Annotated in this window: 12 protein-coding genes and 1 tRNA gene; 11 read left to right on the top strand and 2 right to left on the bottom strand. The window is 65.0% G+C overall.

What is annotated here, in order from left to right:
- Nucleotides 1-279 precede the first annotated feature (279 nt).
- The 3 genes from E1N52_RS07605 (at nt 280) to aroC (ending at nt 4,074) form a co-directional block, all read left to right on the top strand.
- On the top strand, nt 280-735 hold the full coding sequence (locus E1N52_RS07605) for a CBS domain-containing protein (protein ID WP_028214657.1): 456 nt from the start codon (nt 280-282) through the stop codon (nt 733-735).
- A gap of 104 nt (nt 736-839) precedes the next feature.
- On the top strand, nt 840-2,825 hold the full coding sequence (locus E1N52_RS07600; protein WP_133181608.1) for an MFS transporter: 1,986 nt from the start codon (nt 840-842) through the stop codon (nt 2,823-2,825).
- Nucleotides 2,826-2,973: 148 nt separating this feature from the next.
- On the top strand, nt 2,974-4,074 hold the full coding sequence (gene aroC, locus E1N52_RS07595) for a chorismate synthase (protein ID WP_133181606.1): 1,101 nt from the start codon (nt 2,974-2,976) through the stop codon (nt 4,072-4,074).
- A 96-nt stretch (nt 4,075-4,170) separates the two neighbouring features.
- Here aroC and E1N52_RS07590 read toward each other — a convergent pair whose 3' ends face one another.
- Nucleotides 4,171-5,844 (bottom strand): electron transfer flavoprotein-ubiquinone oxidoreductase, encoded by a 1,674-nt coding sequence (locus E1N52_RS07590; RefSeq protein WP_133181604.1) that lies wholly within the window; start codon nt 5,842-5,844, stop codon nt 4,171-4,173.
- Between the two features lie 176 nt (nt 5,845-6,020).
- On the opposite strand from E1N52_RS07590, the gene E1N52_RS07585 reads away from it, so the two are divergent.
- Both E1N52_RS07585 and E1N52_RS07580 read left to right on the top strand, forming a co-directional pair.
- Nucleotides 6,021-6,800 carry an SDR family oxidoreductase gene (locus tag E1N52_RS07585; protein ID WP_133181603.1) on the top strand — a complete coding sequence of 260 codons (780 nt, stop codon included), beginning with the start codon at nt 6,021-6,023 and terminating at the stop codon, nt 6,798-6,800.
- A gap of 64 nt (nt 6,801-6,864) precedes the next feature.
- Nucleotides 6,865-7,305 carry an acyl-CoA thioesterase gene (locus E1N52_RS07580; protein WP_028204259.1) on the top strand — a complete coding sequence of 147 codons (441 nt, stop codon included), beginning with the start codon at nt 6,865-6,867 and terminating at the stop codon, nt 7,303-7,305.
- 37 nt (nt 7,306-7,342) lie between these two features.
- On the opposite strand, the gene E1N52_RS07575 is transcribed toward E1N52_RS07580, so the two are convergent.
- Nucleotides 7,343-7,915 (bottom strand): LuxR C-terminal-related transcriptional regulator, encoded by a 573-nt coding sequence (locus tag E1N52_RS07575; RefSeq protein WP_133181601.1) that lies wholly within the window; start codon nt 7,913-7,915, stop codon nt 7,343-7,345.
- Nucleotides 7,916-8,172: 257 nt separating this feature from the next.
- Here E1N52_RS07575 and E1N52_RS07570 point away from each other — a divergent pair, with 257 nt between their 5' ends.
- From E1N52_RS07570 to E1N52_RS07545, 6 genes are all read left to right on the top strand, one after another.
- Nucleotides 8,173-8,892: a CoA transferase subunit A gene (locus E1N52_RS07570; protein WP_133181599.1), complete on the top strand. Its 720-nt coding sequence runs from the start codon at nt 8,173-8,175 to the stop codon at nt 8,890-8,892.
- A gap of 15 nt (nt 8,893-8,907) precedes the next feature.
- Nucleotides 8,908-9,549 carry a CoA transferase subunit B gene (locus tag E1N52_RS07565; protein WP_042264618.1) on the top strand — a complete coding sequence of 214 codons (642 nt, stop codon included), beginning with the start codon at nt 8,908-8,910 and terminating at the stop codon, nt 9,547-9,549.
- Nucleotides 9,550-9,708: 159 nt separating this feature from the next.
- Nucleotides 9,709-10,602, top strand: a complete 894-nt coding sequence (locus tag E1N52_RS07560; RefSeq protein ID WP_133181597.1) for an alpha/beta fold hydrolase — start codon at nt 9,709-9,711, stop codon at nt 10,600-10,602.
- Nucleotides 10,603-10,698: 96 nt separating this feature from the next.
- The gene (locus E1N52_RS07555; RefSeq protein WP_133181595.1) at nt 10,699-11,052 is read left to right on the top strand and encodes a RidA family protein; all 354 of its coding nucleotides are present in this window, start codon (nt 10,699-10,701) and stop codon (nt 11,050-11,052) included.
- Nucleotides 11,053-11,129: 77 nt separating this feature from the next.
- Nucleotides 11,130-13,379, top strand: coding sequence for a RelA/SpoT family protein (locus tag E1N52_RS07550; protein ID WP_133181593.1), 2,250 nt, complete (start codon nt 11,130-11,132; stop codon nt 13,377-13,379).
- Nucleotides 13,380-13,465: 86 nt separating this feature from the next.
- Nucleotides 13,466-13,542: transfer RNA gene (locus tag E1N52_RS07545), tRNA-Val, on the top strand.
- The last annotated feature ends 64 nt before the right edge of the window (nt 13,543-13,606 follow it).

The raw sequence follows: 13,606 nt of genomic DNA, 5'->3' as shown, positions 1-13,606 counted from the left end.
GCGCGAACCGGCCTGGTGTCGAGGGTGAAGGGCATCGTAACACCGGCGGCGGGGCGCGGGGACGCCCGGCCGGGCGTTTTTCGGGCCTGATGGGGCGCGCGCCGCGTGGCCGTTTTCGCGCCGGAAAACGCCTCGCCACGGCTTTCGGCAGATGTTTCGGTACGCCTTGGACCGGCCGCCGCGCGGCTTTCCTTTTAACAATCTTTCCGCTAGGATCGAATCAGGTAGGCATCTTTTCAGCATTTCCCCCATTACTAGCGGCATTCCTGGAGACACATCATGCGTGTCAGCGACATCCTCAAGGTGAAGGGCAACACGCTCTTCACCGTCACGCCCGACACTGCGCTGCACGAGGCAGTCAACACCATGGCCGAGCACGATATCGGCTCGCTCGTCGTCATGGAGTACGGCGATCTGGTCGGCATGCTCACGTTCCGCGAGATCATCCTCACGCTGCGCGCAAACGGCGGCAGCGTCGGCACCACGACGATCCGCAAGGTCATGGACGATCATCCCATCACCTGCACGCCGGAAACCGAGGTCGACGAAGTGCGCCGCATGATGCTCGAGCACCACGTGCGCTACCTGCCGGTCATGGAAAGCCGCTCGCTGATGGGCGTGATCTCGTTCTATGACGTGGCGAAGGCCGTGGTGGAAGCGCAGGGCTTCGAGAACAAGCTGCTCAAGGCCTATATTCGCGACTGGCCCGAAGAGGAACGTCAGCCGGCGCGCTGAGCGCAGCCCGTCTAACGCCTGGTTGGTGAGCATGAAAAAGCGCGCGTGATGCGCGCTTTTTCGCGTCTGGGCCCCATGAATTCTGTCAGTGCGATTCCTACTCGATGAACGATAGACCGATGCCCGCGGCGCAGCGTGACAAGCGCAAATTACGCCAGGAGGGTGACCACGCTTCGCAGTTCGCGCTGCTGCGCCAGCGTCGTTTCGCCCCGTTTTTCTGGACGCAGTTCCTCGGGGCGATGAACGACAACGTCTTCAAGATCGGCTTCACCTCGCTCGTCACCTATCAGGCCGCGCGCTTTTCGGGCGTCGATCCGAAGACGGTCGCGTTCCTCATTTCGGCCATATTCATTTTGCCGTTCGTGCTGTTTTCCGCGACCTCGGGCCAGGTCGCCGACAAGTACGACAAGGCGATGCTCACGCGCTGGGTCAAGACCTTCGAGATCGCGGTCATGCTGATCGGCGCGGCCGGTTTCTGGATGCATAGCGCGCCGCTGCTATATGCGTGCACCTTCCTGATGGGCGTGCATTCCACCGTGTTCGGGCCGGTCAAGTACGCGTACCTCCCGCAGCGCCTTGCGCCCGATGAACTGGTTGGCGGCAACGGGCTCGTCGAGATGGGCACGTTCGTCGCGATTCTGCTCGGCACGATCGTCGGGGGCGTGGCGGCGGGTATCGGCGCGATGGATCCCGCGTCGGCGCATGCGGACCTCGGGCCGCCGCTTGGCGCATGGTGGCTCGGCGGCATGTGCATCGTCATTGCGCTCGTGGGGCGCGTGGCGTCGGCCTTCGTGCCGCCGTGCGAGCCTTCACAGCCGGACCTGCGTATCAACTGGAATCCGGTTTCCGAGACCTGGCGCAACCTGCGTCTCGCGCATGGAAACCGCACCGTGTTCCTGAGCCTGCTCGGCATCTCGTGGCTCTGGTTCGTGGGCGCAACGTTTCTCGCCTCGTTCTTCAATTTCGCGAAGGACGTGATGTCGGCCGACCCCGACGTCGTGACCGTGCTGCTCGCGATGTTCTCGCTCGGCATCGGCTCGGGTTCGCTGCTCTGCGAGCGGCTCTCGCGGCGGCGCATCGAGGTGGGCCTCGTGCCGCTCGGCTCGATCGGCATGAGCGTGTTCGGCATTGATCTCTTCTTTGCGAGTCACGCGTTGCCTCCCGCGTCGCATCTGCTTTCGGTGGGCGAATTCCTGCGTACCGCCGCGCACTGGCGCGTGCTCGCGGATCTGTTCCTGCTCGCCATGTTCGGCGGCTTCTACAGCGTGCCGCTCTACGCGTTGATCCAGAGCCGCAGCGCGCCTAGCCACCGCGCGCGCATCATCGCCGCGAACAACATCCTCAATTCGCTCTTCATGATCGTCTCGGCGCTCATGGCGATGGCGCTCACGTCCGCGGGCGTCGGCATTCCCGGCATCTTTCTCACCACGGCGCTGCTCAATATCGTCGTGGCGGCCTATATCTACACGCTCGTGCCGGAGTTCCTGCTGCGCTTCGTGGCGTGGGTGCTCGTGCATACGGTCTACCGCGTGCGGCTCGTCCACACCGAACGCATTCCCGCCGAGGGCGCGGCGGTGCTCGTCTGCAATCACGTGAGCTATGTCGATGCGATCGTCATCATGGCCGAGAGCCCGCGGCCGATCCGCTTCGTGATGGATCAGCAGATCTTCCGCTCGCCGTTCTTCGGCTGGGTATTCCGCCACGCCAAGGCCATTCCGATTGCGCCCGCGCACGAGGACCCGGCCGCGCTCGCCGCTGCCTATGACGCGTGCGCGGCCGCACTGGCCGAGGGCGACGTCGTCTGCATTTTTCCCGAGGGCAAGCTCACGCGCACAGGGGAAATGAACCCGTTTCGCCACGGCGTGAGCGAAATCTTGAGGCGCTCGCCCGTGCCGGTCGTGCCGATGGCGTTGCGCGGGCTTTGGGGCAGTGCGTTCTCGCGCTTTGCGGGGTCCGGTCAGGAGCGGCCACTGCGACGCGGTCTGACGAGCCGTTTGACGCTCGCGGTGGGCGAGCCGATCGCAGCGGCGGACGCCACGCTGGAGCGCTTGCAGGAGACGGTGGCGGAACTGCGCGGCGCGCGGCGCTGACGCCGGGCCATGCGGCGCGGTGCGCACGAGCCGCCCAAACCGGCATTGCGCCGCCTTCTCTAGACCGACAGCCCGAACGCCCGGTCGGGCGTCGCCGCGCGCGGGCTGGCATAATGTTAGATTCCCCGATTCACTTTGGACGACCGCCATGTCCGGCAACACGCTCGGTACGCTTTTCACCGTCACCACCTTCGGCGAATCCCACGGTCCGGCCATTGGCTGCGTCATCGACGGCTGCCCGCCCGGCATGGCGCTCACCGAAGCCGACATCCAGACCGACCTGGACCGCCGCCGCCCCGGCACGTCGCGTCACGTGACGCAGCGCCAGGAAGAGGACAAGGTCGAGATCCTCTCGGGCGTGTTCGAAGGGCGCACGACGGGCACGCCCATCGCGCTTCTGATCCGCAACACCGACCAGCGCAGCAAGGACTACGGCAACATCGTCGAGACCTTCCGCCCGGGCCACGCCGACTACACCTACTGGCAGAAGTACGGCATTCGCGACTACCGCGGCGGCGGCCGCTCGTCGGCGCGCCTCACGGCGCCCACGGTCGCGGCGGGCGCCGTGGCGAAGAAGTGGCTGCGCGAGCGCTTCGGCGTGGAAGTGCGCGGCTACATGCGCGCGCTCGGCGAGATCGACGTGCCGTTCGTGAGCTGGGAGCACGTGCACGAGAACCCGTTCTTCGTGCCCAACGCCGACGTCGTGCCGCAGCTCGAGGACTACATGGACGCGTTGCGCAAGGACGGCGACTCGATCGGCGCGCGCATCAACGTGGTGGCGAGCGGGGTGCCGGTAGGCTGGGGCGAGCCGCTCTTCGACCGCCTCGATGCCGACATCGCGCACGCCATGATGGGCATCAATGCGGTGAAGGGTGTGGAGATCGGCGCGGGTTTCGCGAGCGTCGCACAGCGCGGCTCGGTGCACGGCGACGAACTCACGCCCAACGGGTTCCACGGTAATCACGCTGGCGGCGTGCTCGGCGGCATTTCGACGGGACAGGACATTACCGTCTCGATCGCCATCAAGCCGACTTCGAGCATCCGCACGCCGCGACGCTCGATCGACAAGGCGGGCGAGCCCGCGACGGTCGAGACCTTCGGCCGCCACGACCCGTGCGTGGGCATTCGCGCGACGCCGATCGCCGAGGCCATGCTCGCGCTCGTGCTGATCGATCACGCGCTGCGCCATCGCGCGCAGAATGCCGACGTCGTCGTGACGACGCCGAAGATCGCGGCCAGCGACGAGTGAAGTCGATCGGTGCGGCGCAAGCCGCACTCGTTGCGCTGGCAACAAAAAAGCCGCTTCAGGCTCACACCTGAAGCGGCTTTTTTTCGGCTATCGGACTTACATATTCGGATAGTTCGGTCCGCCGCCGCCTTCGGGCGTAACCCAGACGATGTTCTGCGTCGGGTCCTTGATATCGCAGGTCTTGCAGTGCACGCAGTTCTGCGCGTTGATCTGCAGACGGTCACTGCCGTCGTCGTTCTTCATGAACTCGTACACCGCGGCCGGGCAGAAGCGCGCTTCGGGGCCCGCGTAGGTGCGCAGGTTCACGTTCACGGGCACGCTTGCGTCCTTGAGCGTCAAGTGCGCGGGCTGGTTTTCCTCGTGATTCGTGTTCGAGATGAACACCGAGGAGAGCCGGTCGAACGTGAGCTTGCCATCGGGCTTCGGATATTCGATCGGCTTGCACTGCGAAGCCGGTTTCAGCATCTCGTGGTCGCGATGCTGGTGATGCAGCGTCCACGGCACGTTGCCACCCAGCAGCTTCTGCTCGATGCCCACCATCAGCGTGCCCAGGTACAGGCCCTTGCTCATCCACTGCTTGAAGTTGCGCGCCTTGTACAGCTCCGTGTGGAGCCACGACTGCTTGAACGCTTCCGGGTAGGCCGCGAGTTCATCACTCTGGCGGCCTGCCTGCACCGCTTCGAATGCCGCGTCCGCGGCCAGCATGCCGGTCTTGATCGCCGCGTGGCTACCCTTGATGCGCGAGGCGTTCAGGAAGCCCGCGTCGTCGCCCACGAGCGCACCGCCCGGGAACACGAGTTTCGGCAGCGACATCAGGCCGCCTGCGGTGATCGCGCGCGCGCCATACGACACGCGCTTGCCGCCTTCCAGGTACTTGCGGATTTCCGGGTGCGTCTTGTAGCGCTGGAATTCCTCGAACGGCGAGAGGTACGGGTTCTGGTACGCCAGACCCACGACAAAGCCCACCATCACCTGGTTGTTGTCGATGTGGTACAGGAACGAGCCGCCGTACGTATCGGATTCGAGAGGCCAGCCGGCGGTGTGGATCACGAGGCCCGGCTGGTGCTTCGAGGGATCGATCTCCCATAGTTCCTTGATACCGATGCCGTAGACCTGCGGATCCGAATCCTTGCCGAGCTTGAACTTCTCGTTCAGCTGACGGCCCAGATGCCCGCGACAGCCTTCGCAGAACAGCGTGTACTTCGCGTGCAGTTCCATGCCGAGCTGGAAGTTCTCGGTGGGCTCGCCGTCCTTGCCCACACCCATGTTGCCGGTGGCGACGCCCTTGACCGATCCGTCGTCGTTGTAGAGCACCTCAGCGGCCGGAAAGCCGGGGAAGATTTCGACGCCCAGCGCCTCGGCCTGCTGGCCCAGCCAGCGCGTGACGTTCGCGAGGCTGATGACGTAGTTGCCGTGGTTCTTGAAGTTGTCGGGCAGTGCCCAGTTCGGCACAGATTTAGCCCCCGTTTCGGAAAGAAAAAGGAACTTGTCCTCGGTCACGGGCACGTTCAGCGGTGCGCCTTGCTCTTTCCAGTCCGGAATCAGCTCGTTCAGGGCACGCGGATCCATGACCGCGCCCGAGAGGATATGCGCCCCGATTTCCGAGCCTTTCTCCAGCACGCAGACGCCGACTTCAGTGCCTTTTTCCGCGGCCAGCTGCTTCAGGCGGATCGCGGCAGACAGCCCGGCGGGGCCGCCGCCAACGATCACCACGTCGTATTCCATCGACTCGCGTGGGCCGTATTGCTCTAAAAGACTTGCGGGGGTCATCAATGCTCCTCTTGCCATTAGAATGCTTTTTTCGGGTTCGTATTGTCGGGTAACGTTCCCCGTGCCGCAACCCAACAGGCTAACATTAGCACGACCGTTCTATTCTATGGCGTCAGATTTGGCGGGCCGACCCCGCCGCGTTCTGGCGCTTATTTACTTCTGAACAGGAACCGGAAATGGGCCGTTCGATCAATCTGGAAGGCAAGGTCGCGATGATCACGGGGGCCTCCAGCGGGCTCGGCAAGCGTTTCGCCCAGGTGCTCTCGCAGGCGGGTGCAAAGGTCGTGCTGGCGAGCCGCCGCGTGGAGCGGCTCAAGGAGCTGCGCGCCGAAATCGAGGCGAGCGGGGGCGCCGCGCACGTCGTTTCGCTCGACGTGACCGACTACCAGAGCATTCGCTCGGCGGTCGCGCACGCGGAAACCGAGGCGGGGACCATCGATATCCTTGTCAACAACTCGGGCGTCTCCACGACGCAAAAGCTCGCCGACGTCACGCCCGCCGACTTCGAATACGTGTTCGACACCAACACGCGCGGCGCCTTTTTCGTAGCCCAGGAAGTCGCCAGGCGCATGATCATGCGCGGCAACGGCGGCGGCCCGAAGCCGGCCTACCGCATCATCAATATCGCGTCGGTGGCCGGTCTGCGTGTGCTGCCGCAAATCGGCCTGTACGCGATCAGCAAGGCCGCGGTCGTCCATATGACGAAGGCGATGGCGCTCGAATGGGGCCGCCACGGCATCAACGTGAACGCGATCTGCCCAGGCTACATCGACACGGAGATCAACCACCACCACTGGTCGACCGAGCAGGGGCAAAAGCTCGTTTCGATGCTGCCGCGCCATCGCGTCGGCAAACCCGAAGACCTGGACGGCCTGCTGCTGCTGCTGGCCGCGGACGAGTCGTCGTTCATCAACGGTTCGATCATCACCGCCGACGACGGTTTCGGGCTCACCTGAACTGAGGCGAGTCTGGCCGTCTGCCGGCATTCTGTTTTTCGCAACAACACGAAGTTGAAGTGCAATGAGTGACTACCACCCCGTATTTGAAATGACCATGCCGATCCGCTGGGGCGACATGGATGCGTTCGGCCATGTGAACAACACGGTTTATTTCCGCTACATGGAGCAGGTGCGCATTTCCTGGTTCGAGCACCTGGGCGTGGCCGCGGAGAGCGGCGACGGACAGGGCCCCGTGATCGTCAATGCTTCGATGGAATTCCTCAAGCAGCTGCATTACCCCGGTGACATCGTCTGCACGATGACGGTTGGCCAGCCCGGCCGCAGCAGCTTCGACACCGGTTTCGAACTGCGCCGCGCCGACGAGCCTGACACGCTCTACGCACGCGGGAACGCGCGCTGCGTGTGGATCGACTACGCGGCCGGCAAATCGGTGCCGATTCCCGACATGCTGCGCGCGACCATCGAGCATGCGGGACTGGTCAAATCCGACCGGGTAGGCTGAGCGTCGTGTGGCGCGCGCTGCCAGACGGCGTGCGCCCTTACTGGCCGAGCAGCCGCTGCAGCAGCTCGGTGGCGTTGCCGGTGTCGTACTTGCGCATGAGGCGCGCGCGATAGACATCCACGGTGCGCGGGCTGATATCGAGCACGCGCCCGATCTGCTTGCTGGTCTTGCCGGTTACGAGCTGCGCGGCGATCTCGCGTTCGCGCGGTGTGAGTTCGATGGCCACGCGCCGCGTCGCGCTCAGGTCTTCAAACGTCCAGACGCCTGCCGCGTGCGGCTCGGCGCGATCGAGCGAGCGCCCCGTGACGTGACACCAGAAGAGCTCGCCATTGGCGCGCTTCATGATGCGGTCGTCGGCGTAGCTGCCTAACGCCGTCATGATCGGCGGGATGCGTGCGCCAATGCGCTCGAACTCGTCCGCGGAAGGGTAGAGCACCTGGAACGACTGGCCGATCAGCGCCTCGCGTACGCAGCCGAAGATGGCGGCGACCTGGTCGTTGCAATCGACGATGGTGCGCTCGCGCGCAAGCACGAGGCCGATGGGCGCGAGATGGAACGCGGTCTGGTAGTCGAGAGCGGAGCGTTCGACGGGTTGGGTTGGAGCGGCCATGGCGGACGGTGCGGGTATTGCTTTATGTAGTTTTGCGTATTGTGCCGCAACAGGGGGCCAGCGTACGCTTTGCACCCATTGGAGGAGCAGTTTTCCAGGCTCGCGCGGCTCGTTTGGGCCCGTGCGCGCCGCCCGGCAGGGCTGCCGGCTTCACGGCAACGCCCCCGGGGCATGACTAGAATTGAACATCCGGGCGCGCTCGACGTCCGCGCGACAAACCGGATTGGCGGATTTCCATTCGAGGAAGGGACACACTGATGAACAAGGTCTATAAAAGCGCGGCTGCCGCGCTCGAGGGCATCGTCAAGGACGGCCAGACATTCGCGGTTGGCGGCTTTGGGCTGTGCGGCATTCCCGAAGCGCTGATCGGCGCACTGCGCGATACGGGCGTGAAGGGCATCACCTGCATCAGCAACAACGCGGGCGTGGACGGCTTCGGCCTCGGCCTGCTGCTGGAGACGCGCCAGATCAAGAAAATGATCTCGTCCTACGTGGGCGAGAACAAGGAATTCGAGCGCCAGTATCTGTCGGGCGAACTCGAACTCGAATTCACGCCGCAAGGCACGCTGGCTGAAAAGCTGCGCGCGGGCGGCGCCGGCATTCCGGCGTTCTTCACGAATACCGGCTTCGGCACGCTGATCGCCGAAGGCAAGGAAACGCGCCAGTTCGGCGACAAGCACTATGTGCTCGAGCATTCGCTCACGGCAGACGTCGCGCTCGTGAAGGCGTGGAAGGCCGACAAGTCGGGCAACCTGATCTTCCGCCGCACGGCGCGCAACTTCAACCCGATGTGCGCGATGGCGGGCAAGATCACCGTGGCGGAAGTGGAGGAGATCGTCGAGAACGGCGCACTCGATCCGGACGCCATCCATACGCCGGGCATCTTCGTGCAGCGCATCGTGCTCAACGCGCACCCGGAAAAGCGCATCGAACAACGCACCGTGCGCGCCGCAGCTGGCAAACCCGCGGGCAACTGAGGAAGGAGACCGACCATGGCATGGAATCGTGACGAAATGGCCGCGCGCGCGGCGAAGGAACTGCAGGACGGCTTCTACGTGAACCTCGGCATCGGGCTGCCCACGCTCGTGGCCAACCACGTGCCGGCTGGCGTGGAAGTGTGGCTGCAGTCGGAAAACGGCCTGCTCGGTATCGGCCCGTTCCCGACCGAGGACGAAGTGGACGCCGACATGATCAACGCCGGCAAGCAGACCGTGACGACGCTGGCGGGTTCGTCGATTTTCTCGTCCGCAGACTCGTTCGCGATGATTCGCGGCGGCCACATCAACCTGGCGATCCTCGGCGCGATGCAGGTGAGCGAGAAGGGCGACCTGGCCAACTGGATGATCCCCGGCAAGATGATCAAGGGCATGGGCGGCGCGATGGACCTCGTGGCGGGCGTTGGCCGCGTGGTCGTGCTGATGGAGCACGTGGCGAAGGGCGACCAGCACAAGATTCTCGAAGCCTGCACGCTGCCGCTGACGGGTGTGGGCGTGGTCGATCTCATCATCACCGACCTCGGCGTGATGGAAGTGAGCGACGCGGGGCTGAAGGTGACCGAACTCGCACCGGGCGTGACGGTGGACGAGATCAAGGCGAAGACCGGCGCGCCGCTCGATGTGAGCGCCGTGGGCTGAGCGTCGTAGCGTCAGCATGATTTGCGGCGGGCGAGACTTCGGTCTCGCCCGTTTCGTTTTTGCGTACGGTTTGCATGCGGCTTAGCCGCCGATGCCGCGCGGCAAAGCCGTTTACAATCGGCCGAAAGCCTTGATGCGCCTTCGAGCGAGGAAACCGCGATGACCGAATCGACCGCAGTGCCGCGCCAGCAATACGTCCAGTGTCTCAGTCCCGCGGGCCTGCACCGCATCGCGTACACCGAGTGGGGCGACCCCGCCAACCCGCGCGTGCTCGTATGCGTGCACGGACTCACGCGCTCGGGGCGCGACTTCGACCGCTTCGCCGCCGCGATGGCCGATCAATATCGCGTCGTGTGCCCGGACGTGGCCGGGCGGGGGCTGTCGTCGTGGCTGCTCGACCCGCGCGGCTACGGCGTCGCGCAGTACGTGGCCGACATGGTCACGTTGATCGCACGTACCGGCGTGGAGAAGGTGGACTGGTTCGGCACGTCGATGGGCGGCCTGATCGGCATGGCGCTCGCGGGACTGCCGGGCGCGCCCATCGGCCGCATGCTGCTCAACGACGTCGGGCCGCATATCGAACCCGCGTCGCTCACGCGCATCGGCGAGTACGTCGGGCAAGGCGGGACTTTCGCTACGCTCCAGGATGGCATCGACAATGCGGCGCTTCTCGCGGCCTCGTTCGGTCCGCTGAGTGCCGATGAATGGCGCGAGATCAATACGCCGTTGCTGCATGAAGTCGAAGGCACGTGGCGCTACCGGTACGACCCGCGCATTGCGGAGCCCTTCAAGTCGCTCACGCCCGAGCAGAACGAGGAGGGCGAGAAGTTCCTTTGGCGCTCGCTCGCCGCGTTCGAAGGTCCTGTGCTCGTCGTGCGCGGCGCACTTTCGGACCTGCTTTCGCGCGAAACCGTCGAGAAGATGGTCGCGACCGGGCGCCATGTATCGAGCGTCGAAATCGAGGGCGTAGGACACGCGCCGGCCTTCCTCGCGCCCAACCAGATTGCGATCGCGCGCCGTTTCTTCGACGGCGAGGCCGTTCGCGCGTCATAATATGAGATTGGCCGGCATATTCCGGCGCGCGTTCAAGCGCGCTGGAGGTCGCCGGCCCGGAAGTCGACCGTTTTTCACTTCTCAACAGGAATTTTCATGGCAGTCATTCGTCACCACGTTGGCCCGCGTCTCTCGGAAACCGCCATCCACAATGGCACCGTCTACCTGGCTGGCCAGATCGCCGAGGACACCAGGCAGGACATCGCCGGCCAGATGCGCGAAGTGCTCGGCCACATCGACCGCCTGCTGGGTGAGGCGAACAGCGACAAGTCGCTGCTACTCTCGGTGCAGATCTATATCGCCGACATGAAGGATTTCCCCGGCATGAACGCCGAGTGGGACAAGTGGGTCGCGCAAGGCGCAACGCCGCCGCGTGCGACGGTCGAAGCGAAGCTCGCGAATCCGGAATGCCTCGTCGAGATCGTCGTGGTGGCTGCGCAGCGCGATTGAGCGCGAGTCGTTCAGTCGGCGCAGCTGTTTGATCCTTTTCGTTGTCGCCCGTCCGGCAAGCCGGCGGGCATCGCCTCATGAGTAGCGACACCGTACCTCCCGCCCCCGCGGTTTCCGCCGATACCGGCGCGCTGCCGTCACTCGACGACGCGCTTGCGTTCGTGCGCGAGCACGCCGGTGACGCACGTCTTTCCACGGGCGAGCCGCTCATCGAGCATGCGCAGGGCACGGCATTCATCATGAGCCGGCTCAACGTCGATCCGCCTGCGGTGCTCGCTGCGGCGCTCTTCAATCTCGCGCCGCATCTCGACGATCCGGAAGGCGCGCTCGAAGCGCGCTTCGGCGCGGAAGTCGCGAAGCTCGTGTTCGACGTGCGCAAGCTCTTGCGGCTTGGCACCGTGAGCCTGCGCGCGGCGCAGCAGGCCGTGCCCGAAGCGGGCCGCGAAAGTCGCGACGCCCAGGCGGCGCGGCGCGCGCAGGTCGAGTCGCTGCGCAAGATGCTGCTGGCGTTCGCGCAGGACATCCGCGTCGTGCTGATCCGGCTCGCGTCGCGCCTGCAGTCGCTGCGCTTTTATGCGGCGGCGAAGATCAAGCCTGCGCCCGGGATCGCGCACGAAACGCTCGAGATCTACGCGCCGCTCGCCAACCGGCTGGGCATCTGGCAATTGAAGTGGGAACTCGAAGACCTCGCGTTCCGCTTCCAGGAGCCCGACACCTACAAGCGCATCGCGAAGCTGCTCGACGAGAAGCGCGTCGAGCGCGAGAGCTACGTGTCCGAGGCGATTGCGCGGCTGCAAAGCGAGCTTGCCGCGGCGCATATCCAGGCCGAGGTGAGCGGGCGGCCCAAGCACATCTACAGCATCTGGAAGAAGATGCGCGGCAAGGAGATCGACTTCTCCGAGCTCTACGACGTGCGCGCGTTCCGCGTGATCGTGCCCGACATCAAGGATTGCTACACGGTGCTCGGCATCGTGCACAACCTCTGGCAACCGGTGCCGAGGGAATTCGACGACTACATCTCGCGGCCCAAGCCCAACGGTTATCGTTCGCTGCACACGGTCGTGATCGGCGACGACGGCCGCGCGTTCGAGGTGCAGATCCGCACGCAGGAGATGCATCAGTTCGCGGAATACGGCGTGGCCGCGCACTGGCGCTACAAGGAAGCCGGTGCGAAGGGCTACGGCGGGCAGTTCAGCGCGAGCAGCAGCTACGACGAGAAGATCGCGTGGCTGCGCCAGCTGCTCGCCTGGAAGGACGATGTATCTGATGGGCGCCAGCCGTGGGAGCAGTTGCGCCAGGCTACGCTCGATGACGACCACATCTACGTCCTTACGCCCCAGGCGCGTGTGATCGCCTTGCCACAGGGTGCAACGCCGCTCGACTTCGCCTACCACCTGCACAGCGAGCTGGGCCATCGCTGCCGCGGCGCGCGCGTGGATGGCGCGATGGTGCCGCTCAACACCCAGCTGCGCAACGGCCAGACGGTCGAAATCGTCTCGGTGAAGGAGGGCGGTCCGTCGCGCGATTGGCTCAATCCGCAGCTCGGTTATCTGCATAGCCCGCGTGCGCGCCAGAAGGTGCGTGCATGGTTCAACGCGATCGAGGCGCAGGAGAACATCGCCAACGGCCGCGCGATGGTGGAAAAGACGCTGCAGCGCGAGGGCCGCACGTCGGTGAGTCTCGACCAGCTCGCGGCCAAACTGGGCTTCAAGTCGCCCGACGACCTCTTCAGCGTGGTCGGCAAGGAAGAGTTCAGCCTGCGCAACGTCGAGCACGCGCTGCACGATGCGCCCACGGCCGAGCCCGAAGAGGAGACGCCCGAGCAGCTCACCAAGCGCGCGAGCGGCGCGAACGTCACGCATGGCGGGGCGTCAGGCGTGCTGGTCGTCGGGGTGGACGCGCTCCTTACGCAGCTCGCGCGCTGTTGCAGGCCCGCGCCGCCCGACGCGATCAGCGGTTTCGTCACGCGCGGCAAGGGCATGTCGATCCATCGCAGCGACTGCCCGACCTTCCGGCGCATGGCCAACCGCGCGCCCGAGCGCGTGCTGCACACCACGTGGTCCGCCGACGTGATGGGCGGGCGCGGCCAGTCGGTCTACCCGGTCGATATCTCGATCGAGGCCACCGACCGCCAGGGTTTGCTGCGCGACATCTCCGAAGTGTTCGCGCGCGAGAAGATGAACGTGATCGGCGTAAAGACGCAGTCTCGCCGCAATGCGGCGTACATGCAGTTCACGGTTGAAGTGTCGAGTTCGGCGCAGATCCAGCGCGCCTGCGTGCTGCTGGGCGAGGTGGGCGGGGTGCAGCGGGCGTCGCGCAGGGGCTGAGGCGGTCAGACGAGGCAGGCAAAGATTGCCGCGCTGCAAAAAATGCTTGCCAAGTCTGCGGGTACTTCATATAATCTTTCTTCTTCAGGCTCGTAGCTCAGCTGGTTAGAGCACCACCTTGACATGGTGGGGGTCGTTGGTTCGAGTCCAATCGAGCCTACCAACGAAATCGAGCCCTTGGCTTTGCCGGGGGTTCAAGGCAGTAAATGCACAAGCGCGCTGTGCCT

This window comes from Paraburkholderia guartelaensis (genome assembly GCF_004353905.1).
Taxonomy (GTDB): domain Bacteria; phylum Pseudomonadota; class Gammaproteobacteria; order Burkholderiales; family Burkholderiaceae; genus Paraburkholderia; species Paraburkholderia guartelaensis.
Note: the sequence above shows the minus strand (reverse complement) of the source record. Positions and strands in the feature narration are given on the sequence as shown.

Excerpts from the sequence above, each read along its gene's own strand:
- E1N52_RS07580 (WP_028204259.1), top strand. The coding sequence starts at position 6,865 with ATGAGTGACTACCACCCCGTATTTGAAATGACCATGCCGATCCGCTGG.
- E1N52_RS07560 (WP_133181597.1), top strand. The coding sequence starts at position 9,709 with ATGACCGAATCGACCGCAGTGCCGCGCCAGCAATACGTCCAGTGTCTC.
- E1N52_RS07555 (WP_133181595.1), top strand. The coding sequence starts at position 10,699 with ATGGCAGTCATTCGTCACCACGTTGGCCCGCGTCTCTCGGAAACCGCC.
- E1N52_RS07600 (WP_133181608.1), top strand. The coding sequence starts at position 840 with ATGAACGATAGACCGATGCCCGCGGCGCAGCGTGACAAGCGCAAATTA.
- E1N52_RS07550 (WP_133181593.1), top strand. The coding sequence starts at position 11,130 with ATGAGTAGCGACACCGTACCTCCCGCCCCCGCGGTTTCCGCCGATACC.
- E1N52_RS07565 (WP_042264618.1), top strand. The coding sequence starts at position 8,908 with ATGGCATGGAATCGTGACGAAATGGCCGCGCGCGCGGCGAAGGAACTG.
- E1N52_RS07575 (WP_133181601.1), bottom strand. The coding sequence starts at position 7,915 with ATGGCCGCTCCAACCCAACCCGTCGAACGCTCCGCTCTCGACTACCAG.
- aroC (WP_133181606.1), top strand. The coding sequence starts at position 2,974 with ATGTCCGGCAACACGCTCGGTACGCTTTTCACCGTCACCACCTTCGGC.
- E1N52_RS07605 (WP_028214657.1), top strand. The coding sequence starts at position 280 with ATGCGTGTCAGCGACATCCTCAAGGTGAAGGGCAACACGCTCTTCACC.
- E1N52_RS07570 (WP_133181599.1), top strand. The coding sequence starts at position 8,173 with ATGAACAAGGTCTATAAAAGCGCGGCTGCCGCGCTCGAGGGCATCGTC.
- E1N52_RS07590 (WP_133181604.1), bottom strand. The coding sequence starts at position 5,844 with ATGACCCCCGCAAGTCTTTTAGAGCAATACGGCCCACGCGAGTCGATG.
- E1N52_RS07585 (WP_133181603.1), top strand. The coding sequence starts at position 6,021 with ATGGGCCGTTCGATCAATCTGGAAGGCAAGGTCGCGATGATCACGGGG.